Source organism: Dolosicoccus paucivorans (assembly GCF_900100125.1).
GTDB lineage: Bacteria > Bacillota > Bacilli > Lactobacillales > Aerococcaceae > Dolosicoccus > Dolosicoccus paucivorans.
Map to the genome: position 1 here is coordinate 52,631 of NZ_FNEL01000002.1, position 23,802 is coordinate 76,432.

The 23,802-nt window shown below is 37.6% G+C and carries 27 protein-coding genes and 1 pseudogene; 24 read left to right on the forward strand and 4 right to left on the reverse strand.

What is annotated here, in order from left to right; all coding sequences use genetic code 11:
- Positions 1 to 4: 4 nt before the first annotated feature.
- From tpiA to BLR79_RS00735, 4 genes are all read left to right on the forward strand, one after another.
- Positions 5 to 763, forward strand: a complete 759-nt coding sequence (gene tpiA, locus BLR79_RS00720; protein WP_092083874.1) for a triose-phosphate isomerase — start codon at positions 5 to 7, stop codon at positions 761 to 763.
- Entirely contained in the window at positions 763 to 2,292 is a 1,530-nt protein-coding gene (gene gpmI / locus BLR79_RS00725) for a 2,3-bisphosphoglycerate-independent phosphoglycerate mutase (RefSeq protein WP_092083876.1), read from the forward strand. The genes tpiA and gpmI overlap by 1 nt, the downstream gene beginning before the upstream one ends.
- An 85-nt stretch (positions 2,293 to 2,377) precedes the next feature.
- Entirely contained in the window at positions 2,378 to 3,673 is a 1,296-nt protein-coding gene (gene eno, locus BLR79_RS00730) for a phosphopyruvate hydratase (protein ID WP_092083878.1), read from the forward strand.
- 122 nt (positions 3,674 to 3,795) lie between these two features.
- The gene (locus tag BLR79_RS00735; RefSeq protein ID WP_092083880.1) at positions 3,796 to 4,779 is read left to right on the forward strand and encodes an NADPH:quinone reductase; all 984 of its coding nucleotides are present in this window, start codon (positions 3,796 to 3,798) and stop codon (positions 4,777 to 4,779) included.
- Positions 4,780 to 4,829: 50 nt separating this feature from the next.
- On the opposite strand, the gene BLR79_RS00740 is transcribed toward BLR79_RS00735, so the two are convergent.
- Together BLR79_RS00740 and efp are read right to left on the reverse strand one after the other, a co-directional pair.
- Positions 4,830 to 6,047 (reverse strand): glycosyltransferase family 4 protein, encoded by a 1,218-nt coding sequence (locus tag BLR79_RS00740; RefSeq protein WP_092083882.1) that lies wholly within the window; start codon positions 6,045 to 6,047, stop codon positions 4,830 to 4,832.
- A gap of 66 nt (positions 6,048 to 6,113) precedes the next feature.
- The gene (efp, locus tag BLR79_RS00745; RefSeq protein ID WP_092083884.1) at positions 6,114 to 6,680 is read right to left on the reverse strand and encodes an elongation factor P; all 567 of its coding nucleotides are present in this window, start codon (positions 6,678 to 6,680) and stop codon (positions 6,114 to 6,116) included.
- A gap of 145 nt (positions 6,681 to 6,825) precedes the next feature.
- Here efp and secG point away from each other — a divergent pair, with 145 nt between their 5' ends.
- The 4 genes from secG to smpB all read left to right on the forward strand — a co-directional run bounded on the left by secG (position 6,826) and on the right by smpB (position 10,742).
- Complete coding sequence (secG, locus tag BLR79_RS00750; protein WP_092083886.1) at positions 6,826 to 7,065, forward strand: preprotein translocase subunit SecG; 240 nt, start codon at positions 6,826 to 6,828, stop codon at positions 7,063 to 7,065.
- Between the two features lie 113 nt (positions 7,066 to 7,178).
- On the forward strand, positions 7,179 to 7,952 hold the full coding sequence (locus tag BLR79_RS00755) for an alpha/beta hydrolase (RefSeq protein WP_092083888.1): 774 nt from the start codon (positions 7,179 to 7,181) through the stop codon (positions 7,950 to 7,952).
- A 14-nt stretch (positions 7,953 to 7,966) separates the two neighbouring features.
- Positions 7,967 to 10,276, forward strand: coding sequence for a ribonuclease R (rnr, locus tag BLR79_RS00760; protein ID WP_092083890.1), 2,310 nt, complete (start codon positions 7,967 to 7,969; stop codon positions 10,274 to 10,276).
- Positions 10,277 to 10,289: 13 nt separating this feature from the next.
- Entirely contained in the window at positions 10,290 to 10,742 is a 453-nt protein-coding gene (gene smpB, locus BLR79_RS00765) for an SsrA-binding protein SmpB (protein ID WP_092083892.1), read from the forward strand.
- A gap of 46 nt (positions 10,743 to 10,788) precedes the next feature.
- Here the strand turns inward: smpB and rnjA are convergent, their stop codons facing one another.
- Entirely contained in the window at positions 10,789 to 12,501 is a 1,713-nt protein-coding gene (gene rnjA, locus BLR79_RS00770) for a ribonuclease J1 (protein ID WP_092083894.1), read from the reverse strand.
- A gap of 3 nt (positions 12,502 to 12,504) precedes the next feature.
- A complete protein-coding gene (locus tag BLR79_RS00775; protein WP_092083896.1) occupies positions 12,505 to 12,717 on the reverse strand; it encodes a DNA-dependent RNA polymerase subunit epsilon in 213 nt (70 codons plus the stop codon).
- 175 nt (positions 12,718 to 12,892) lie between these two features.
- Between BLR79_RS00775 and comGA the strand changes: the two genes are divergently transcribed.
- The 16 genes and pseudogenes from comGA to BLR79_RS00855 all read left to right on the forward strand — a co-directional run.
- On the forward strand, positions 12,893 to 13,948 hold the full coding sequence (gene comGA, locus BLR79_RS00780) for a competence type IV pilus ATPase ComGA (protein ID WP_092083898.1): 1,056 nt from the start codon (positions 12,893 to 12,895) through the stop codon (positions 13,946 to 13,948).
- Positions 13,948 to 14,973 carry a competence type IV pilus assembly protein ComGB gene (gene comGB / locus BLR79_RS00785; RefSeq protein ID WP_092083900.1) on the forward strand — a complete coding sequence of 342 codons (1,026 nt, stop codon included), beginning with the start codon at positions 13,948 to 13,950 and terminating at the stop codon, positions 14,971 to 14,973. Before comGA ends, comGB begins: the two co-directional genes overlap by 1 nt.
- Before the next feature lie 14 nt (positions 14,974 to 14,987).
- Positions 14,988 to 15,332, forward strand: a complete 345-nt coding sequence (gene comGC / locus BLR79_RS00790) for a competence type IV pilus major pilin ComGC (RefSeq protein ID WP_092083902.1) — start codon at positions 14,988 to 14,990, stop codon at positions 15,330 to 15,332.
- Complete coding sequence (comGD, locus tag BLR79_RS00795; protein WP_092083904.1) at positions 15,325 to 15,759, forward strand: competence type IV pilus minor pilin ComGD; 435 nt, start codon at positions 15,325 to 15,327, stop codon at positions 15,757 to 15,759. The genes comGC and comGD overlap by 8 nt, the downstream gene beginning before the upstream one ends.
- Positions 15,740 to 16,030: a type II secretion system protein gene (locus tag BLR79_RS00800; RefSeq protein WP_092083906.1), complete on the forward strand. Its 291-nt coding sequence runs from the start codon at positions 15,740 to 15,742 to the stop codon at positions 16,028 to 16,030. The genes comGD and BLR79_RS00800 overlap by 20 nt, the downstream gene beginning before the upstream one ends.
- A complete protein-coding gene (locus BLR79_RS00805) occupies positions 15,984 to 16,448 on the forward strand; it encodes a prepilin-type N-terminal cleavage/methylation domain-containing protein (protein WP_092083908.1) in 465 nt (154 codons plus the stop codon). Before BLR79_RS00800 ends, BLR79_RS00805 begins: the two co-directional genes overlap by 47 nt.
- Before the next feature lie 4 nt (positions 16,449 to 16,452).
- Positions 16,453 to 17,169: a hypothetical protein gene (locus BLR79_RS00810; RefSeq protein ID WP_092083910.1), complete on the forward strand. Its 717-nt coding sequence runs from the start codon at positions 16,453 to 16,455 to the stop codon at positions 17,167 to 17,169.
- Positions 17,170 to 17,274: 105 nt separating this feature from the next.
- Complete coding sequence (locus BLR79_RS00815) at positions 17,275 to 18,345, forward strand: M24 family metallopeptidase (protein ID WP_092083912.1); 1,071 nt, start codon at positions 17,275 to 17,277, stop codon at positions 18,343 to 18,345.
- A gap of 73 nt (positions 18,346 to 18,418) precedes the next feature.
- Positions 18,419 to 18,817, forward strand: a complete 399-nt coding sequence (locus BLR79_RS00820; protein ID WP_092083914.1) for an Asp23/Gls24 family envelope stress response protein — start codon at positions 18,419 to 18,421, stop codon at positions 18,815 to 18,817.
- A 3-nt stretch (positions 18,818 to 18,820) separates the two neighbouring features.
- Positions 18,821 to 19,288 (forward strand): transcription antitermination factor NusB, encoded by a 468-nt coding sequence (nusB, locus tag BLR79_RS00825; RefSeq protein ID WP_234970752.1) that lies wholly within the window; start codon positions 18,821 to 18,823, stop codon positions 19,286 to 19,288.
- A 74-nt stretch (positions 19,289 to 19,362) separates the two neighbouring features.
- Positions 19,363 to 20,247, forward strand: a complete 885-nt coding sequence (locus BLR79_RS00830; RefSeq protein ID WP_092083916.1) for a bifunctional 5,10-methylenetetrahydrofolate dehydrogenase/5,10-methenyltetrahydrofolate cyclohydrolase — start codon at positions 19,363 to 19,365, stop codon at positions 20,245 to 20,247.
- Positions 20,240 to 21,592 carry an exodeoxyribonuclease VII large subunit gene (gene xseA, locus BLR79_RS00835; protein ID WP_092083918.1) on the forward strand — a complete coding sequence of 451 codons (1,353 nt, stop codon included), beginning with the start codon at positions 20,240 to 20,242 and terminating at the stop codon, positions 21,590 to 21,592. The genes BLR79_RS00830 and xseA overlap by 8 nt, the downstream gene beginning before the upstream one ends.
- A gap of 1 nt (position 21,593) precedes the next feature.
- Positions 21,594 to 21,827: an exodeoxyribonuclease VII small subunit gene (xseB, locus tag BLR79_RS00840; RefSeq protein WP_234970753.1), complete on the forward strand. Its 234-nt coding sequence runs from the start codon at positions 21,594 to 21,596 to the stop codon at positions 21,825 to 21,827.
- The gene (locus BLR79_RS00845; protein ID WP_092083922.1) at positions 21,824 to 22,705 is read left to right on the forward strand and encodes a polyprenyl synthetase family protein; all 882 of its coding nucleotides are present in this window, start codon (positions 21,824 to 21,826) and stop codon (positions 22,703 to 22,705) included. Before xseB ends, BLR79_RS00845 begins: the two co-directional genes overlap by 4 nt.
- The gene (locus tag BLR79_RS00850) at positions 22,698 to 23,516 is read left to right on the forward strand and encodes a TlyA family RNA methyltransferase (protein WP_092083924.1); all 819 of its coding nucleotides are present in this window, start codon (positions 22,698 to 22,700) and stop codon (positions 23,514 to 23,516) included. The genes BLR79_RS00845 and BLR79_RS00850 overlap by 8 nt, the downstream gene beginning before the upstream one ends.
- 96 nt (positions 23,517 to 23,612) lie before the next feature.
- A pseudogene (locus BLR79_RS00855) lies at positions 23,613 to 23,802 on the forward strand (IS30 family transposase); the annotation flags it as partial.

Genomic DNA, 23,802 nt, shown 5'->3' on the forward strand with positions numbered 1-23,802 from the left:
TAGAATGACACGCAAACCAATTATTGCTGGTAACTGGAAAATGAACAAAACAATCGACGAAGCGATTGAATTTGTTAAAGCAGTTAAAGACCAATTACCAAGTAACGATTTAGTAGAAGCTGTTGTAGGTGCCCCTACTTTATTACTACCTGCCGTAAAAGATGAAGCAGCAGGAAGTGTTTTAAAAACATCTGCACAAAACTGCTTCTATGAAGATTCAGGCGCATTCACTGGCGAAACTAGTCCAGTAGCTCTTGAAGCGTTAGGAGTCGACTATGTAATCATTGGTCACTCTGAGCGTCGTGATATCTTTGGTGAAACAGACGAAGATATTAACAAAAAAGCGCATGCGATTTTAAACCACAACATGATTCCAATTATTTGCTGTGGTGAATCATTAGAAGAGCGTGAAGCAGGTAAAACAGCTGAGCTTGTTTCAGGACAAGTAAAAGCTGCTTTAGAAGGTTTAACTGCAGACCAAATCGCTGAAGTGGTTATTGCTTATGAGCCAATTTGGGCGATCGGTACAGGGAAATCTTCTTCAGCTGAAGAAGCAAACGAAACTTGTGGTGTTATCCGCGATGTGATTGCTGACTTAACAAGCGACGAGGTCGCACAAAAAGTTCGCATTCAATACGGTGGATCAGTTAAACCTGAAAACATCAAAGAGTATATGGCGCAAGAACATATTGATGGCGCTCTAGTAGGAGGAGCCAGTTTAGAGCCAGACTCATTCTTAGCATTACTGGAGGCGATTAAATAATGACTAAAGCACCTGTTGCTTTAATTATTCTTGATGGTTTTGCCATTCGAGATGAAGTTAAAGGAAATGCAGTAAAAGCTGCGCATAAGCCTAACTTTGACCGTTACTGGAATACGTATCCTCACGAGCAACTTAAAGCTTGTGGGGAGGACGTAGGATTACCAGCTGGCCAAATGGGTAACTCGGAAGTAGGACACTTAAACATCGGTGCTGGACGAATTGTTTATCAATCTTTAAGCCGTATTAACCGAGCAATTCAAGATGAAAGCTTCTTTGAAATTCCAGAATTAGTGGACGCGGTAAAAGAAGCAAAAGAATCAGGAAATGCTCTTCATTTAATGGGGTTACTATCTGACGGTGGAGTTCACTCTCACTATGATCATCTTTTTGCTTTAATTCGTCTTGCTAAACAACATGGTCTAGAAAAAGTATATGTTCATGCCTTTTTAGACGGACGCGACGTAGGGCCACAAACAGCCTTAGAATATGTTGAAAAAACACAAGAAGTATTCGATCAAGAAGGTGTAGGCGAATTCGCGACTGTTTCTGGACGTTACTATGCGATGGACCGTGATAAGCGCTGGGATCGTGTAGAGAAGGCCTATGACGCGATTGTGAATGGTGAAGGACCTAAATACGCGTCAGCTGCTGAAGGGATTCAAGCATCTTACGACGAAGGTGTTTATGACGAGTTCGTTGTACCATTTGTTATTACAAAAGACGATCAACCTGTTGCGACAATTAACGACGGTGACTCAGTTGTTTTCTTCAACTTTAGACCTGACCGCGCTATTCAGTTATCAACAGCGTTGACTAATAAAGAATTTGACGGATTCCCAGTGGGAACTGAGCGTCCTGTTGGATTAAAATTTGTCATCTTTACTCCATATAGCGAAGATGTGAAAGCAGACATTGCTTTCAAAAAACAGGATTTAAAAAACACCATTGGTGAAGTGTTATCTAACGCTAACAAAACTCAGTTGCGTATTGCGGAAACAGAAAAATACCCTCACGTTACTTTCTTTATGAGCGGTGGACGCCATGAAGAATTTGAAGGTGAATCTCGTATTTTAGTTCCGTCACCAAAAGTTGCAACTTATGATTTAAAACCAGAAATGTCTGCTTACGAAGTAAAAGATGCGCTAGTAGAAGCGATTAATGAAGACTTCCTCGATGCAATTATTTTAAACTTTGCTAACCCAGACATGGTAGGCCATAGTGGTAAAATGGACGCAACCGTTAAAGCGATTGAAGCTGTAGACGAGTGTTTAGGTGAAGTTGTTGATTTAATTCTATCTAAAGGTGGTTATGCGATTATTACAGCAGACCATGGTAACTCAGAGGAAGTGACTACTTTAGATGGTGAACCAATGACAGCTCACACAACAAACCCAGTTCCTGTAATTGTTACTAAGAAAGACATCGAGCTACGTAGTGCAGGCCGCTTAGCCGACCTTGCTCCAACGATGCTTGATTTATTAAATGTTGACAAACCAGAAGAAATGACCGGCGAGTCATTAATTAAATAATTACGTTTTAAAAAACAAAGTGTTATAATATAGATGTAGCATTTTGTTCTTAAAAAAGATTTATCTTAAAGGAGAGACTATACTTATGCCATTCATTACAGACGTTTATGCACGTGAAGTTTTAGATTCTCGCGGTAACCCAACCGTTGAAGTAGAAGTTTATACAGCTTCTGGCGCATTTGGACGCGGAATCGTTCCATCTGGTGCTTCTACAGGTGAATATGAAGCAGTAGAATTACGCGATGGTGAAGATCGTTACTTAGGTAAAGGTGTTCAAAAAGCTGTTGATAACGTAAACAACATTATCGCAGAAACATTAGTTGGTGTAGATGTAACTAACCAACAACTAATCGACCGCATGATGATCGAATTAGATGGTACACCAAACAAAGGTAAATTAGGTGCAAACGCAATCTTAGGTGTATCGATTGCTGTTGCAAAAGCTGCCGCAGATCACTTAGGCATTTCTTTATACCACTACTTAGGTGGATTCAATACAAAAGAATTACCTGTACCAATGATGAACATCGTTAACGGTGGATCACACTCTTCAGCACCAATTGCTTTCCAAGAGTTCATGATCTTACCAGTAGGTGCTCCATCATTTAAAGAAGCATTACGCTGGGGTACTGAAGTGTTCCACGCTTTAGCTAAGATTTTAGCTGACCGCGGTTTAGAAACAACTGTTGGTGACGAAGGTGGATTTGCTCCTAAATTCGAAGGTACTGAAGATGGTGTTGAAACAATCTTAGAAGCGATTAAAGCTGCAGGATTAACACCAGGCGAAGACGTATTATTAGGATTCGACTGTGCTGCTTCAGAATTCTACGAAAATGGTGTATATGACTACACTAAATTCGAAGGTGAAGGTGCAGCAAAACGTACTTCTTCAGAACAAGTAGATTACTTAGAAGAATTAGTTAACAAATACCCAATCATCTCTATCGAAGATGGTTTAGACGAAGATGACTGGGATGGCTGGAAAGAGTTAACTGACCGCTTAGGTGACCGTGTACAATTAGTTGGTGACGACTTATTAGTAACAAACACTGAGAAATTATCTGAAGCGATCGAAAAAGACATTTCAAACTCAATCTTAATTAAAGTTAACCAAATCGGTACTTTAACAGAAACATTTGATGCAATTGAAATGGCTAAAAAAGCTGGTTACACAGCAGTTATCTCACACCGTTCAGGTGAAACAGAAGATACAACAATTTCTGACATCGCAGTAGCAACAAACGCAGGTCAAATTAAGACTGGTTCATTATCACGTACTGACCGTGTTGCTAAATATAACCAATTATTAAGAATCGAAGACCAATTAGGCGATTTAGCTGTTTACAAAGGTCGCGATACTTTCTACAACTTAAAAAAATAATTGAATATTAGTTCAATCGGACTCTTCCTTTCGAGGGAGAGTCTTTTTTATATGGAATCGTATTTTTGTGAATTGGCTTCATAGTAAGTTACAATGAAAGTAACAAACTAAAGGAGGTTATAATGATGAAAAGTATTGTTGTTTCACAATTTGGCCAAGCAGACCAGTTGAAGTATGAAGACAATGAATTACCTCAATTAAAAGATAACCAAGTACAAGTAAAATTAGCCTATGCAGGTATTAACCCAGTAGAAACTTATATAAGAACGGGAGAATACGCTTTTAAGCCTGATTTACCATGGACTCCTGGCTTTGATGGAGCAGGGGTAGTAGAAGGAGTAGGAGCTAATGTAACGCGCTTTAAAGAAGGAGATCATGTCTTTGTCGCTGCGTTAAATCATAATGACAATTCAGGTACTTATAGCGAACAAGTCGTTGTTGATGAGATGTGCGTTGAACCTTTAGGAGAGGTTGCTTTTGATAAAGGAGCTTCTTTAGGATTGAATGCTTTAACTGCCTACCGAGCGACGATGACTAAAGGCCAAGTGTCTAAAGAAGATGTTGTTTTAATTAACGGCGCCAGTGGGGGTGTGGGAATGATCGCCCTGCAATTAGCAAAAATAGAAGGAGCGACGGTTATCGCCACTGCCAGTCACGAAGATGATCAAAAGCGTCTTTTAGCATTAGGGGCTGATCACGTGATGGATCATTTATCTAATTTAACTAAAGACCAAGTAGGTCAATTTAAAGAGGAATTTAAACCGACGCTTATTATTGAAACGTTAGCCAATAAAAATTTAGAGCTTGATTTAGAAGTTGTTAAGCCTCACGGGCGAATCGTTCTTATCGGCTCAAAAGGGACCATTGAAGTGACTCCCCGTTTTATTATGGGTAAAGAACTTCAAGTGTTAGGGATGGGCATTTGGGAAGCGACTAAAGAAGAGCACCGTGATAGTTTAAGTCATTTAGGAAAGTTATTGCGAACAGAAAAAATAGATCCAATCGTTGGTAAAGTGTTCGATTTAAAAGATGCTTCAAAGGCCCATCAAGCCATTGAAGAAGGAAAAACAAAATTTGGCAAAACATTATTGAAAATAGAAAACTAAAAAATAAGCATCTCAACTTTGGGGGTTAGTTGAGATGCTTATTTAAATAATTAGTGATTAGTTAAAGGCTGAAGTTCTCTTTCAATTCTTTTAGCTAGATGTTGCCAAGATTTACTGTCGATAATTTCTTCGACTTCTTTATCCATCGATTCACCTTTTTGAACTTTTTCAAGTTGTGTAATAATGTTTTCACTCAGACGATCAATGTAAGCTGGAATATCTTCTTTAACGGGTTTGTCTAAATCATAAATCCTTGGTAGTTCAGTATATAAAATAGCGCCTGATTGGTTAACCGTTTCTCCTAGCTCTGTGCGCAACCCTTCAATTTCTGAAGTCACAGCCCATAATCCCATGGCCATGGCTTCAATCGCGATGAGTCCTAAAGCTTCGTAATAAGAGGGTAGAACGAACACATCGCACCGTTTTAAATACTTGGCCATTGTTTGCTGATCTTTCGCGTCATAGACCATAAAATCCTCATGATTGTTTGCTAAATGACAAAGTTTTTCTTTTTCCTCAAGAGAAGTTCGTCCAATTAAGTGGTACTCTACATTAGGAAATAGTTGTTTTACTTGAGGAAAGGTAGCCGCTAATTCATAGACACCTTTTGAGTGATCCAGTTTTCCAGCATAACCGACTCGGAATATACCGTCATTGGGTTTAGTATGATGGCAGTTAAATATCTTTTGGTTAAAACCGCCTCCGACTAAGCATAATTTATTTTCATCGTAGGAGAAGATCTGTTTAATTTTAGGTATTTCGCTAGGTGAGACGACAAAAATACGATCCATTTCTTTAATCGATTTGCAACGCTCAAGAAAGTGAGGATGTCTTTCTAATTGACGTAAGTCCGTCCCATGACAAAAAGCGACCACAGGAATATTAGGAAACAACTCCCTTACCATTGACGATAAGAAAAAGAGGTGATGGGTAATGACTAAATCAATGTCTTCTTGTTCTTTTAACATAAGGAGTTGTTCTTTAAAGGCTAAGAGAACGTCATCAATCATGTCAGAGGTCATGTCTGAATAAACAGTGTTATCATAAGGCATTATGTCACTCATGCCAGCAATTGGAAAAGGAAGACGATCGGATTTAAACCGGACAGGGTAATGTTCGCCATTGATTTCGATATTATAAGGTTCTTGAACACCATAGACTAATAGATTCTCATGCCCTAATTCAGCTAGTTCGTCAACTAAATTAGAAAAGTAAACCCCGCTTCCCGTTCGCATAGGAAGTTGGGCTAAGACGTTAAGTATTTTCATAATAATTCCTTCCTGTAGAGTAAAAAATGCCACTAACTATAAAAAGTTAATGGCAAAATCAATAAATTATTTAGTGGCACGGCGTGAATAAGAACCGCCATCTGCAGTACTAATAACAAGTAAGTCTCCGTTATTGATGAAGTCTGGAACACTTACAACAAGGCCGGTTTCCATTGTAGCTGGTTTACCCGTTCCTGTAACAGTGGCTCCTTTAATACCAGGCTCTGTTTCTGCAACCTTTAACTCAACAGTTGGTGGTAGTTCTACTCCAATAACTTCTGAGCCGAAGAATTGAATTTTAACGTTCATATTTTCAAGTAAGAACTTTAATTCTTCTTCGATTTGTTCTTTAGAAACTTCGTATTGTTCGTACGTTTCTAAATCCATAAAGACGGATTGATTGTCCATATCGTATAAATATTGAACATCTTTTGTATCTAAATAAGCACGCTCGAAACGGTCATTTGGTCTAAAGGTTGTTTCATAAATGGTTCCTGTACGAACGTCGCGTAACTTCATACGCATAACTGTATTTCCTTTACCTGGTTTGTGGTGACTTGCTTCAATAACACGGATTAATTTACCGTCTTGTAAGAAAGTCATTCCTGATCTTAAATCGACTGCTTGAATCATGTGTATTCCACCTCAATTATTATTTAAATAAATTCCTAATCTATTATAGCATACCTAAGCTTTAAAGCCTATAAACTTGTGGCAAGTATATTGTAATTATGCTAAAATAGAAAGGGTAGAGATTTGAAGCATTGGAGGTTTAACCTTGTATAATATCTTATTAACGGCCTTAGTTGTCGTATCTATTTTATTAATTCTATTAGTGGTCATGCAACCATCTAAAAGTAACGCAGCAAGTATGCTAACTGGGACAGATTCTGAAAACCCAGCAGTGAAGCAAAAAGCGCGCGGTTTTGAAGCCTTTTTAATTAAAGCAACCACAGTGATGGGAGCTTTATTCTTTGGCTTAGCCATTGCTTTAGCTATTTTAACAGCTAGAGGCTAGATACTATTGAATCTCTGATCGTTACATCAGAGATTTTTTATTTTGCAAGGGATTTCAAATAGTTGCACCTCTTCTAACATAATCAGTACAATGAAGACAAGGAGGAATGCACGATGACCAATTTACCTTTTGAAGGCGCAACCTTTTTACAGCACAATGAACATAAGCAATCCAAAGTAGGTATTGTTTTTTTCCATGCCTATACAGGATCCCCCATTGATTTAAACTTACAAGCACGTATACTGCAACGATTAGGGTATGATGTATTAAGTATTTTATTTGAAGGGCATAAAAGTCCTGACTTTGAAACACTTTTTAAAATTGCTCCAGATCGTTGGTGGCAACAAGCTAAAGATGCGATTTACTGGATGAAAGATCAAGGTTATGAGCAATTATTTGCCTTTGGCTTGTCTTTAGGTGGTATTGTTGCGATGCGAGCTGTGACGGATAACAGTTTACCTGTCGACGCAGGAGGGTCATTTAATTCGCCAGTTGTCAGTCAAACGAATCTAGACTTATCAAGAGCTCTTTATCCTTATTTGAAGCGTGTCATGCTTCAACATTACAATGAAAGTTATTTCAATGATAATGTGGACCGCTTGCTTTCTCTTCACCGAAAGCAAATGCAAGCGTTAGACGAATGGAAAAGAGGTTACGTGCCTCAATTAAGTCAAAGTAAGCGACCTATTTTAGTCGTGCAATCAGGAAATGACGAGTTAATTACTGCAAATGAAGTATACGATACACTCCAAGAGTTGCGACAAGCAGAACTAACCTTTCATTGGTTCCCAAATAACACGCATGTTATTACAGTTGATCGCAACCGCAAACCTTTTGAAAAAGCGCTCGTATCATTTATTCAAGACCATACAAAATCCTTAGAATAAGAAAGGAGGATTTTATGAGATTATCAAAATTAGAACAAAATATATTACGAACATTAGATCAAACAAAAAAACCTTTAAAAACAAAAGACTTAGCCTCTGTTTTAAAAATGAAGGGGAACCGCAGTTATAAAAAGCTAATTAAAGCGGTGGCCTTTTTAGAACGGGTGGGTGAAATTGAGTGTTTAGATAACGGCACATTACGTAAACTTCAATCCAATCAAGAAGTTGAAGGAATTTACCGGGCCAACGCTAAAGGATTCGGTTTCATTAATTATGATGAAAATTCTCCTGATTTATTTGTGCCCGCTGGCAAGAACTATTCAGCAATGGATGGCGACTTCGTTAAAGCCCGCATCTTACGCCACGTTAACCCGCAAACCGGTAAAGGATCAGAAGCAGAGATTGTGGATATTTTAGAACGCTCCACAAACCAACTAGTAGGTGAATTTATTATCTATGATCAAGATGAACGTGAAAAAACAGGGTATACAGGCTTTTTAATTCCTAAAGATAGTCGTTTAGGCTTAACAAAAGTCAATATTTTACCTGAAGGTATTCAACCGGTGGATCATACGATTTGTATTGTAAAAATTAAAGACTACCCAACTAAAAAGCAACCTAAAGAAGCAACCGGGTATGTTGCTAAAGAGATTGGGCACCGAGATGAGCCTGGGGTGGATATTCTATCAATTCTTTATCAATTCGACATTCCTCATCAATTCCCACAAAATGTGTTGGATGAAGCAGAGCAAATACCTCAAGAAGTCAGCCTTGAAGAAATTAAAGGACGCGTTGACTTAAGAGATGAATTAGTGATGACGATTGATGGAGCCGACGCGAAGGATTTAGATGATGCTATTTCACTTCATAAATTAAACGACAATTCGTACCGCTTAAAGGTGCATATTGCTGATGTGTCCCATTACGTCACTGAAGGTAGTGCTTTAGATGCTGAAGCGCGCGAGCGAGGAACATCGGTTTACTTAACCGACCGTGTGGTTCCGATGCTACCTCAACGTTTATCGAACGGCATTTGTTCCTTATATCCCCATGAAGACCGCCTAACGTTAACTTGTGATATGAAGATTAACGCTAAAGGGCGTGTCACAAGTCATCAAATTTACGAAAGTGTCATTAACAGTAAATACCGTATGACATATAAAGACGTTAATGCCATTATTGATGACCATGACGAAACATTGCGTCAAGAGTACGAAGAAATTGTTCCGATGTTAGACGAAATGAAAGAGCTTCACAAAATTTTAGAAGCTATGCGTATTAAACGAGGTGCTTTAAACTTTGATGCGCCGGAAGCGTATATTAAAGTAGATGAAGAAGGGCATCCAGTGGATATTCAAGTGCGTGAACGTCACACGGGCGAACGCCTCATCGAATCGTTTATGTTAGTCGCTAACGAAACAGTCGCTGAAGAATTTATGAGAAAAGATTTACCTTTTGTTTACCGTATTCACGAGCAACCGGAAGCAGATAAAATGACTCGATTTGCAGAATTTATTACTGCCTTTGGACTGATTTTAAAAGGAAATGTTGAAACAATTAGTCCAAAACAAGTACAACAAATTTTAACGCAAATTGAAGGAGAACCTTACGAACGAGTAGTGTCTAGTGTCTTACTTCGTAGTATGCAACAAGCCAAATACGATCCAACACCTCAAGGACACTACGGGTTAGCTGCAACAGATTATACTCATTTTACATCACCAATTCGTCGTTATCCTGACTTAATGGTGCATCGTTTAATTCACAGCTACTTAAAGGGTCGACCAAGTCAAAAAGAATTGAACCGTTTTGCAGATCAATTACCTGGCATTACGGAACATTCTTCTAATATGGAGCGTCGCGCTATTGAAGCCGAACGTGAAACCGACGCATTGAAAAAAGCTGAGTATATGGTAGAGCGTATTGGTGAAGAGTATGAAGGGATTATTAGTAGTGTGACGTCGTTTGGTATGTTTGTCGAATTACCAAACACAGTTGAAGGGTTAGTAACTACAGTAAGTTTACAAGATGACTTTTATATTTTTAACCCGAACCATTTAATGTTAATTGGTGAACGGACTGGAAAAGTTTACCAAATTGGTCAAAGAGTTCGCATTAAAGTCACTCATGTGGATGTTGAAGAACGTCAAATTGACTTTGAACTTCTAGAAGCAGAACCTGTCGATCACGTTCCTCAAGATGCCTTGGTGCAAGTTGAACGCAAAAGACGTCGCAATCAGCGAAGAAAAGGAAAACATAATAATAAGGATTCATTCAACCCATCCAAGCATCAATTTAAAGTAAAAAGACGTAAAAATAACTAAGGTAGGTGATACAATGTCCCGTTCAAGAGCCTTAGCTCAAAATAGAAAAGCAAGACACGATTATGAAATTTTAGATACATCGGAAGCCGGAATGGTATTAAAGGGAACAGAAATTAAATCGATTCGTAATGGCCGTTTAAACTTAAAGGATGGCTACGTATCGATTCGCGATAACGAAGCATGGTTAATGAATGTTCACATTAGTCCTTATGAACAAGGAAATATGTTTAACCACGATCCGGTGAGACCTCGTAAACTACTTCTTCATAAACGTCAAATTATTGCTTGGCGCGACGAAGCACAACAAAAGCAAATGACGATCGTTCCTTTAGAAGTTTATTTAAAAAATGGACGAGCTAAAGTAAAGATTGGTTTAGCACGAGGTAAAAAATTATATGATAAACGTCATGCTTTAAAAGAACAACAAATGAAACGCGATATTGATCGTGCATTAAAAATGAGATAAAAAAGAAGCTTCTTTTACTCTTAAATAGAGTAGAAGAAGCTTTTTATTATGCATCAAACTGACGTTCGCGAACTCCTTTATTGACATCCAAAAGGACCGGTAAAATCATCGGATGACGTTCAGTTTTTTCATAAATTAATGGTTGAATTGTATTAAAGACAATATCGCGAATGAGTCGTTCATTCACTTGATTGCCATTTTCGTTTAAGCCACGGTTAATCGCTGCTTTTAATTCTTGTTGAATTTCGTTAATTAACTCTCCTGATTCACGCATGTAAATAAATCCGCGCGACATTAAGTCAGGTCCACTAACGAGTTGTTTATTTTCATAATCTAACGTAGCAGAAACAATCATCAGACCTTCTTCTGATAGAATGCGGCGATCTCGTAAGACGATATTTCCAATATCGCCAATACCGCTTCCATCGACGTAAATATCGTAAGCTGGGAAACGACCTGCCTTTCTTGCTGAATCTCGAGTTAAAGCAAGGACTTCACCGTTATTCATCACAAAGCAATGATCTTTTGGAATACCAGTCTCTTGCGCTAATTGAGCGTGTAAACTTAACATACGATGCTCACCGTGAACAGGCATAAAATATTTCGGTTTCATTAAACGCAACATGAGCAGTTGTTCCATTTGTCCACCGTGTCCGGATGTATGAATATTATTCATCGGACCATGAACAACATTTGCTCCAGCTTCTGTCAGTTGGTTAATAACGTTATTGACACTTGTCGTATTTCCAGGAATAGGTGAGCTAGAAAAGATCACCGTATCGTTTTTATGAATGGAAATTTGACGGTGAGTTCCATTAGCAATTCGACTTAAGGCCGCCATCGGCTCACCTTGAGAGCCGGTACATAAAATAATCGTTTTTTCTGGTGGAACTTTAGATAATTCATAAGCGTCGATGAAAATATCTTTATTTGGATCTTCGATATACCCTAATTCTAGAGCGGTTTCAATGGCAGTATCCATGGAACGACCAAAAACAGCAATTTTGCGTTTCGTGAGTCGAGCTGTTTCAACGAGTTGTTGCAAGCGAGATACGTTGGAAGCAAAGGTTGCGAAAATAACCCGGCCATCCACTCGTTGAATAATGTTTTTGATGGATTGTCCGACAATTTTTTCTGATTTAGTAAAGGTCGGTACTTCAGCGTTTGTAGAGTCACTCATCAGTAAAAGAACGCCTTCTTCACCAATTTCAGCCATCCGGTGAATATCGGCTGGGCTTCCTACAGGGGTAAAGTCAAACTTAAAGTCACCAGTAAAGACGATATTTCCTTCTGGGGAGTGAACAACAATTCCCGTTGCTTCAGGAATACTGTGGGTTACTCTAAATAAGCTGACACTTAATTTTTGAAAGCGTATTGTTGAGTGTTCATCAATTTCGTGAATGGTCGTACGACTTAATAAACCGCGCTCTTGTAGCTTATTACGGATTAAAGCCGCTGCCCAACGTCCTGCATAAATCGGGATATTTAATTCCTTTAGTAAATAAGGAATACCACCGATATGATCTTCGTGACCATGGCTAATAATTAAACCTTTAATTTTGTCTTTATTTTCTACTAAGTAAGAATAATCAGGAATAACATAGTCAATTCCCAATAAGTCATCTTCTGGGAACATAATCCCACTATCTAGTAAAACAATTTCGTCTTGAAATTGGACTCCATACATATTTTTCCCAATTTCACCTAAGCCTCCAAGGGCAAAGACTCCGACTTCATTATTTTTAATATGAACAGACATGAATTAAAACTCCATAATTTCAAAATCTGGATTATTTTCTTTTTCGTCTGCTAACTGAGCAGGAGATACTTCTTCAATGTATTCGATATTGTATGGAGTCGAAGCTAGTTTTTCTCTGGCTTCGATAATACTATCCGCTTCTAAAAAAAGCGATGAAGTATTCTCGCGAAGAGGTATTTCTGTTTTGGTTGGTTGATAAAAAACTTTAAAAATCATTCGTTCAAATCTCCTTTATAAAATTAATATAAAACTGAAAATGTCCGCTCTTTGTATTGTATCACAACCGCCGTGTCAAGTGTACCGTCTAGGGTGCGGAATAATTTTTATTTTAAAAAATGGAATAACGATTATTTTGTGTACTTATAAATAGGTGATCAAAAAGGAGGTTACTATGGAAAAAGATGGCAGACGTTTAATTGAACAAGCGGTTCACTTAGGAGTATCAGATATTCATATTGTTCCAAGTCAAGAAAGTTATCTTATTTACTTTCGTTTAAATGGAAATTTAGAGTTGGAATCTGTTCATTCATTAAAGTGGGGTCAACGTTTAATTAACTATTTTAAATTTTTAAGCGATATGGATACAAGTGAAAAACGACGTCCTCAATCAGGATCCGTTCGGTTTCAGTTGCATAATGAGCCAAAAGAAGTTGAATTAAGGTTTTCGACGATAACGAATGTAGAATTGTGGGAATCGTTAGTTATTCGCGTTATACAAACGAATATGAGCGTTGAAGGGGGCGTTCATAGTTACTTTAAGCCAGTTATTAGTTCTTTAGAACAATTAATCCGCCGTAAAAGCGGTTTGATTTTATTTTCTGGTCCTGTTGGTTCAGGGAAAACAACGACTATTTATCAACTACTCACTCAATATGTAGATGAGTATCCTCTTCAAGTTATTACGATGGAAGATCCGGTAGAAATTTATGAACCTCGTTTTTTACAAGTAGAAGTGAATGAAAAAGCAGGGGTGACGTACCAAGAAGTGATTAAAGCTTCATTGAGACATCATCCGGATATATTGATGATCGGTGAAATTCGTGACGAACAAACAGCGCGGATGGCTATTCGGGGTGCTTTAACGGGGCACTTAATGATTGCGACTATTCATGCTAAAAACACCTTAGGTGTGATGGGACGTTTGGAAGAGCTGGGATTGACCAAAGAGCAATTGGCACAAACGCTCATCGGTGTCATCTCCCAACGTCTTGTGCCTAAGTTTTGCCCGTTATGTCAAGGTCCTTGTCAGCGTTATTGTACACATTTTGATCAAACGAAAAAGCGTGGTGCTGTATTTGAGTTATTAGAAGGGGACGCTTTAAAGCAAGTACTGTTAGAACAACATATAAAATTAGCCTATCAAATCACTTTAAATTACCAATTAAAACGTTTGTGGGCTTATGGATATATTGATACGTTAACTTACCAGCGGTTTGAGGTTATTTAATGAAAATAAAAAAACTTCCCTTAAAAGATCAAAGTGCTGCTTTAAGCGTTTTGGCAGAATTGTTGACAGAAGGGTTTTCTTTAAACCAAGGATTAGACTTTTTATTAATTTTAATTCCTAAATATACAGTTCAATGGGAGAAATTAATGGAGCGATTGACACGAGGTGAAAGTTTTGAGATGGGCTTAAAAGATATTGGTATGCCTTTATCTTACGTGGCACAGATTTTCTACGCCCGTCAACAAGGACGTTTTAATGAGGCTTTAAAAGAGGCTAGTGAACAAATGAATAAGCGGTTGGACTACACTAAACAAATCCAACGCTTATTGTTGTACCCAACATTTATGTCCGGAGCTTTATTTGTGCTACTTTTTGGCATGCGTCAATTTTTACTTCCGCAATTGATGAGTTTTGTTGATCCTAAAGTGTTTCAAGAACAATTAATGTTTAAGTTAATTTACTATCTTTTTACTTATTTACCTCAAATCGTGGGTGGGATAGGTGTACTAATCTTCTTAATCATTGTTATTTTTGATGCTTATTTAATGAAATTAAGTTATTTGAAACGCTATTTAATTTTAAAACGTATTCCTTTGATTCGGCGTTGGATAAAAGATTATACTTCCTATCGTTTTACAAAAGAGATGGGATATTTTCTTCAAGGCGGCTTTTCTTTAAGGCAAAGTGTAGAGTTTCTAACTCGCTACCCAATTGATCCTTTACTGACTGAATTAGCACAACTCATTGAAGAGAAGATGAAAGAAGGCGATACGTTACCGGATATTATTCAATCGGTAGATATCTTCAACGAAGAGCTAGCTTTAATTTTACATCAAGGTGAAATGACAAGCCAAATGGCTTCGAAATGTTTAATTTATGCACAAAAAACCTTTAATCACTTAATGAACGATATCGCTAAAAAGATCACCTATATTCAACCGATATTATTTATTTTAATCGCCTTATTGATTATGGCGTTTTATTTAATGATGTTACTTCCTTTATTGACAATGGAAGGGTTATAAGAAAGGATTATAAAATGAAAAAATTAAGACAACTACTTAAAAAAATAAAAAACAAAAAAGGGTTCACGTTACTCGAGATGTTAATCGTTCTTGTTATTGTCGCTTTATTGATGGCGATTATTATTCCTCAAGTTTCTGGACAAAAGAAACGAATTGAGCAACAAGCTAAAGAAAACATCGCCGAAGTCGTCACTACGCAAGTTGAAACATACCAAATGGTTGAAGCAAGCTCTGATGTCACCTTACAAACTCTACATGACGGGGGATACATTACTGATCGACAACTACAAACAGCAGGTGACCTTCTGTCTTTAGATCCTAATACAACCATTAGTTTACCAATTTCAGTCGATGAATAAAAAAGGATTCACTCTTTTAGAGATGATCCTCGTTTTAAGTATTGTTAGTTTAGTTACACTGACCATTCATTTAATTCCAGCAAACGACTGGCAAACTTCCATGGAAGCGCGACTTTATTTTGAACAATTACGTGCAGAGCTAGAACAAGCACAACAGCTGGCGATGACGACAGGTTATCAAACGGTCATTCATTTTGATCCAAGTCGCAACTGCGTATGGCTCAGACCATCTAGTCCTTATCTTGAAAGGTCTCAACTGTTTACGCCTGAACCTTGGCAGTTAATGACTACTTTAAGGTTAAACTATTTACCCACTGGGCGGGTAGGGACATTTAGTCAAGTTAATTATCGTAATACGCAAACAGGTGAAGTTTTATCCATCACTTACCAATTAGGAGCGGGTAGATTTGAAGTTAAGAGACGATAAAGGGTTCACTCTTATTGAAGGGCTGGTCAGCTTCGTTTTAATGAGCGGGATTTTATTAATTTATTTACCCGCTCTTTATTTAGAATTGAATCGATTGACACTACTTCAAACGGAAGTCCACCAGTGGCGACAGTTTTATGAAGTGTACCGAACTTACGATCAACTTCAAGATCCGATCGACTTAGGAGATATTACCCAATACGAATTTAAAGAAGGTGAAGCTTATGTTTTGTTTGAAGACGGTACGCTTTTGTCGGTGGTTCAACAATAAAAAGCAAGGGTTTACTTTAATCGAAATGTTAGTAGGACTAGCAATAAGTGGGCTGATCTTATGGACTTTATTTGAGTGTGTTAAAAGCTTTCACTGGGCGATTGATCGTCATGAGTCCAATCGCTTTCCTGAGTGGCAACAGTTTTTATTGTTGATGGAACGGGAATTTGAAGCGGTTAATATTTTAAAAATTCGTAATAATGTCATCAGTGTTGTAGATAAAGAAACAAAAAACGGTCAAGATATTAAATTAAGCAACGGACGCATTTATAAAACGCCAGGATTTGTGCCTTATTTATATGGAGTTGAAGATTTTCAAGTGACCTATGACCCGCCTATTTTATGGATGGTTGCTAGACTAGAAGACGGACAAAATTATGAGGGGAGAATTCTCATTGAAGAAGACGAAGTGAACTAAAGGAATGGCTTTATTATTGGTTATGGTTTTAGTTATCATTAGCCATACGGTTTATTTAGGTCTTTTACATTATAATCACAGCCAAACAAGCCGATTAATGAATCAACGGGCCTTTTATGAAGCACAAATCCAAAGAATATTAGCCCGAAAAACAATTGAGCGTTTAGAATTAGATGATCGTTTTCAATTAGAATTACAAATTCAACAAATAATTAACGAACAAATGGGTAAAATACAAACAAAGTTAGATATTAGTGATTGGACTCAATCTGCTCCGTTTCATTATATTGCGTTTGAAGAAGAGGGATATTTTACGGCGGTAGTTCACTTATATGTTCATGAATTTTGGCAAGAAACCCCTTGGCAAATTCTTTTACCGACGGGCTATGTGACGAACCGGTCACACCAAAAGGTTGTCACTCGAGAAGAAGCTTTTGACGAAACAATTCTTTCCGATTATCAATTAAAACATCAAACTCAAGAAAGTTATTTTGATCGCCTTTATTACCGAACAGAACAGCCTTTAATGATTTCTTTTGATCAAGGAATAGTTGAAGCAAAAACAGATGAAAGAAAAGGGCGACGAGAGATATTAAGTTATGTTAATGCCTCGAATTTTACTTCTCGCCAGTTTGAGACATTGTCTGATTTTTATTTTTTAATTGATATCGATATTAAATGGTATGAAAAAACGACAGAAGAAACATTGGAGGAAACTTGAGCGACTTTTAAAAGCTCAAGTTTTTTTAATATCGTTTGGATAGGGATTTTTATACGAATGGTATGAGTGTATGTTACAATAAAGGAATAGAAAGTAGGGATTTCGATGAGTAGACTTGAACAACTTAGAAGTTATTTAAACGATGAAGCAATCGATGCTTTTTTAGTCACTGGAAGTAAAAATATTCGTTACTTAGCCAATTTTACCGGTTCCTTTGGTGCTTTAGTTATTACTAAAGACCAATCCTTTATTATTAGCGATTTTCGTTACATCACTCAAGCTAAAGAACAGGCTGTAGGATTTGAGTTTTATCAAGCAACCCAAGGTTTGATTTCAGCGGTCGCTTCTTTAGTAAAAGAATTAAACATTCAAACGCTAGCGATTGAAACACACCAAATGACGGCGGAAACTTTTTTACAACTCAATGAACAAGTAGCCGCCACACTCGTAGAAAGTCCAAAAGTTATTGAAACGATTCGTCAAGTTAAAGACGAAGAAGAATTGGCCCTCATCAAATACGCTTGTCAAATTACTGACGAAGCCTTTGAACATATTTTGTCTTATCTTAAAGTAGGTCAAACAGAAATTGAACTTGCTAATGAATTGGAACGTTTCTTAAAATCAAAAGGAGCTTCTGGTATGTCCTTTGATACGATTGTAGCAAGTGGTGTTCGTTCATCCATGCCCCACGGAGTAGCAAGTGATAAAAAGATCGAAGAAGGAGACGTTATAACCTTTGACTTTGGCTGTTATTATAAAGGCTATAGTTCTGACTTGACGCGTACGATTGCGGTAGGATCAATTGATCCTAAATTAGAAGAGATTTACCATATTGTTCTAGAAGCTCATAATGAAGTGATTCGCCAGACTAAACCGGGTATGACGGGTTCTCAAGTCGACGCGTTAGCTCGAGATTATATTACCCAAAAAGGTTACGGCGAATACTTTGGCCACAGTACAGGTCACGGATTAGGGTTAGACGTTCATGAAGAGCCAAGAGCCGCTGCTTCTAGCGACCAAGTCTTTACGCCAGGAATGGTCGTGACCAATGAACCGGGTATTTACCTTCCTAATTTAGGTGGTGTGCGTATTGAAGATGATTTATTAATTACAAAAGACGGGGTAGAAAGTTTAAACCGCGCTCCAAAAGACTTAATTATTGTGCCCATTGATTAAGCATAGCTTTCTGATAGATAATTCGTTAAAATAAGATAGAAAGACAGATTGTTAAAGGAGATGAGTTAAACTCATGGTAGAAATGAACCGTTCATATAAAGATCATTTTAATCGCAATTTAGGTGAAATTAATATAACCACTGAAGTATTAGAAAAAATTGCAGCTACAGCAGCCTCTGAAGTAGAAGGTGTGGCAAAATTACATCGTAACTTCCAACGTGAAGTAGGAGAGTATTTAGGTTTTGACACTCAAGGATCTGGTGCTAAAGTTCGCTGGCAAGAAGGGCAAATCGCTATCGATGTGAATATCCATTTACTGTATGGTCATTCAGTTCCTGAAGTCGCGACAGCTGTTCAACAACGTGTTAAGGAACAAATTTTATTTATGACTGACTTAGTTGTCAGCGAAGTCAACGTTCATATTGTGACAATCGAAACACTTCCAAATGAATACCAAGTAAGCGAGGGGTAGTCATTGACCAAACAGACAAAGTCCCATCAAATTAGACAACAAGCCATTCAAGCGCTCTATCAATTAATCGTTTACTCTGATACGAAGATGCAAGCTCCAAGTATGGAAGAAGCGATGCATTTTGCTTTGTATGCTGGCAATGATTCAAATGAAAGTAACGAAGTATTAAACAGTTACTTAATTACTCTTGTTAATGGAGTTACTGATCATCAACCAACATTGGATGAGAAGTTGAAACCTTATTTAAGAAACTGGACGATTGATCGCTTAGCGCGTGTTGATTTATTAATTTTACGCTTAGCACTCTATGAGTTATTTTATGAAGACGTACCTCCTTTAGTCGTTGTGGATGAAGCGATTGAACTTGCTAAAGACTTTAGCGACGAAAAAGCACGCCGTTTTATTACAGGTGTACTAGGAAACGTTGTAAAAGACTATGAATTAACGGATAAGTCAACTGATAACGAGTAACAATAATCACCCTCTCCCTCTAGGGATGAGGGGATTTTTTCTAAAAGATACATTCAATAAAGAAGGTGGATAGGATGCAAATAATTGACGGAAAAAAACGAGCAGCAGAACTTCGAAAGCATTACGAAAAGGCTGTTCAAAAGTTAAAAGACCAAAATATTCAACCGAAAATGCAAGTGATTACTGTGGGAGACGACCCTGCGAGTCAAGTTTACGTAGGCCAAAAGGAAAAAATGGCTAAACGTATTGGCTTTGATTTTGATTGGCAAAAATTAGATGAAAAGAGTACTCAAGAAGAATTAATGCATTTAATTCAACAAACTAACGAGGATCCATCGATTCATGGTGTCATTGTACAGTTACCTTTACCGGATCACTTAGACAGCCAAAAAGTAATGGATGGAATTGATCCTAAAAAAGACATTGACGGATTCCATCCTTATAACGTAGGGCGTTTAATGTTAGGAGACGATACATTAGTCCCTTGTACGCCGCGAGGAATTTTAAACTTATTAGACGAATATAACGTCACTATCCCGGGAGCGGATGTAGCCATTATTGGTCGTAGCAAAATTGTTGGTCAACCTTTAGCCAATTTACTCATTAACCGTGGAGCAACGGTTTCAGTTCTAGCTTCACGTACAAAAGATGTAAAATATTATACGAAAAATGCCGATATCGTCATTGTCGCCGTAGGAAAAGCTCATTTAATCGATAAGAGTCATTTAAAAGAAGGCGCCGTCGTCATTGATGTAGGTATTAACCGACTAGACAATGGCAAATTAGCCGGAGATGTGGACTTTGAAAGTGCTAAACAAGTAGCCAGTGCCATGACACCTGTTCCCGGTGGGGTCGGTCCAATGACAGTAGCGATGTTAATGGAACAAGCGATTATTTGTGCTTGCCAGCAAAACAATTTAGATGCGACTGCTTTATTAAAAGAGGCCATGGATGAGTAATTCAAATTATTTATCCGTTTCAACTTTAACCAAATATTTAAAACGTAAATTTGATGCGGATCCTCATTTACAAAAGGTTTTGGTAATGGGCGAAGTCAGTAACTATCGACCGGGAAACCAGCGCCATCTATATTTTAGTTTAAAAGACGAAGGAGCGGTGATATCAGCTGCTTTATTTAATTATGCTAGCCGCAACTTACCTTTTGAACTAGAAGAAGGAATGAAAGTACTTGTTACGGGACGTGTATCTTTATATGAACCTCGAGGAAGTTATCAATTATATGTGGATAATATTCAACCTGATGGTATCGGCGCATTATATTTAGCTTTAGAGCAATTAAAGAAAAAGTATTACGAATTAGGATATATTGATCGACCTAAAAAGCCTTTACCCAAATACCCTAAAAAAATTGCGGTGATTACTAGTCCTACAGGGTCGGTAATTCAAGATATTTTAACCACTCTTGAAAGACGTTATCCGATTGTTGACGTGACTGTTTTCCCAACCCGAGTGCAAGGAAAAGAAGCCACTGCAGAAATTGTCCAAGCTTTCAATGAAGTAGAGCGGCGCTATCAACAATATGATTTAATTATTTTAGCTCGAGGTGGCGGCTCCATTGAAGATTTATGGTGCTTTAACGAAGAGCCAGTGGCGGAAGCCATTATGCGTTCATCAATTCCTGTCATTTCTTCAGTCGGACACGAAACTGATACGACGATCGCAGATCTCATAGCGGATTTAAGAATGCCAACACCAACGGCTGCGGCAGAAGTATCTGTTCCTGAACTAACAAGTGTTCAACGCGAGATTTTACAAAATCAAGAACGACTTCTTTATACGATGAGACAACGTCTCGAACTACATCGAAAACAACTCGAGCGATTAGAGACCTCATATGTATTAGCTCAGCCAAGACGTCTTTATGAACCTTACTTACAACAATTAGACCATTTAACCACCTCTTTAAATCACCAAACTCAGTTGTATTTTAATCAGTTAAATCAAAGGCTAACTCAATGGACTAACCGTATGAATCCACAACATATTACGAACCAAACATTGCGTTATGCTAACGGTTTAAATCAATTAGAAGGTCAATTACTTCATAGTTGGGATAAGTATTTTGAACATAAAAAGCAAACCTTTAGTTATTATACTGGGGTTTTAGATGCTTATAGTCCTTTACAAACTTTAAAGCGTGGCTATAGTATCGCCCAAAAAGATGATCAAATTATTACAACGATTCACCAAGTTAAGCCTAAAGATCAATTAACCATCCAATTAAAAGATGGCTATTTAACAACTCAAGTACAAGAAGTCAATGAAAAAGAAACGGAGGAATAACATGTCGGATCAAGAAACATTAACCTTTGAAAAAGGGATGCAACAACTTCAACAAATTGTTGAGCAACTTGAAGCGGGAAATTTACCCCTTGATCAAGCGCTAAATGCTTTTAAAAAAGGGATTGAATTGAGCCAGTTTTGTAATCAAACATTAAAAGAAGCAGAAGAAAGCGTCGTTAAAATTATGAAAGAAGGCCAAGAAGAGCCTTTTAATAATGAGGATATTAAAGAATGACACATGAAACTTTACAAGCTCATTGGCAACGTTATTTGACAAATTGGTTAAAACAGCAAGAAAACACACGACTCCTTCAGTCGATGGAGTATTCACTAAATAATGGCGGCAAACGTTTGCGCCCCATGCTTTTATTAATGACAGCGCTTATTAAATCAAGTGAAGCGGCTGAAAATGCTTTACCCGTGGCGACGGCTTTAGAATACATTCATACTTCTTCTTTAATTCATGATGATTTACCAGCGATGGATAATGATGACTACCGTCGTGGTAAATTGACCAACCATAAACAGTTTGATGAAGCGACGGCTATTTTAGCAGGAGATGCTTTGTTAATCGATAGCTTTAACCTTATCGCGAATGCGACTGGTTTAACTGCTGAGCAACGTTTAGCTTGTGTTCAGATTTTATCAAAAGCGGCCGGAAGCCAAGGGATGATTGAAGGGCAAATGATTGATATGGCAAGTTCAACGACGATGTCGGTGGACGACTTGCGACAAATGCACTTTTTAAAAACAGGGCAATTATTTATCGCTGCCATTGAAATGGCTTGTGTTATTGCGAATTTCAATGACACAGTGACAAAGCAACTAATTCAGTTTGCCACACACTTTGGTGTTGCCTTTCAAATTCATAACGATTTATTAGATGGGTTAAAAGAAGGAACCGGGTCCGATGAAGTTAATGACAAAGGAACCTATGTTACTTTATTAGGTGCCCAAGAAAGTAAGAAGCAATTAGCAGATGAGCGTCAAAAAGCACAAAATATTTTAAAAGATTTGTCGCAAACGACCTCTTATTCTTTTGAACCATTAAACTACTTTTTAGATTTTCTACAAGATCCCACACCAAAAGCAAGTGAGGTGTCCTATGAGTAAAGAACGCGTCGATAAATTAGTTGTTCAACAAGGGCTTACGCCATCCAGAGAACAAGCTCAACGTTTAATTATGGCGGGACAAATTTATGATGAAAATAACCAGCGCTATGATAAAGCAGGAGAAAAGATTCCAACAACTCGTCAACTGCACATTAAAGGCCAACAACTTCCCTACGTTAGTCGAGGCGGCTTAAAACTTGAAAAGGCTATTGAGTCTTTTCATATCGATATGACTGATCATATTTTGCTTGATATTGGTGCGTCCACGGGAGGATTTACCGATGCTGCTTTACAGCATGGTGCTAAGCAAAGCTATGCTTTAGATGTAGGCTATAATCAACTAGCTTATAAATTAAGAAATGATGACCGCGTCGTCGTAATGGAACGAGAAAACTTTCGTTATTCTACACCTGAAGATTTCACTCAAGGTCAACCAACCATTGCAAGTATTGATGTATCTTTTATTTCTTTAAGGCTAATTTTGCCTCCTTTAATTGAGATTTTAAAAGAGAACGGTTCGGTTTTAACTCTTATTAAACCTCAATTTGAAGCAGGTAGAGAACGAATTGGTAAAAATGGCGTCATCAAAGATCCAAAAGTTCATCAAGAAGTACTTTATGAAGTATTAAAGATGGCAACAGATTTAAGCTATGAAATTAAAGACGTTACTTTTTCACCTATTACTGGGGGCGAGGGAAATATTGAATACTTAGCCCATTTAACCAACGCTAAAAAGCCATACAATGATTCATTAAATCATATTGATGTTTCAAAAATTGTACGTGAAAGTCATCAGTCACTGCATTCATAATACCTGAATTGTAAAATTAAGCTAGAAAAAAACAAATAAGACCATTTGTGCTACACTATTTATGAGTCCAATCATAAATAAGGGAGTAGACACAAAATGGCCTATACACATCTTACCACGAAAGAACTGACTTGGATAGAAAACTACTACGAAATTGGCGAAAAAGCTTACATAGTCGCTAAAAAGTTAAGAAGATCTGCTCAAACCATCTATAATGTCTATCATTATTTAGACGATGGTGGAACTATCATCGACTATTATGAAGGCTACAAAGCTAACAAATCTA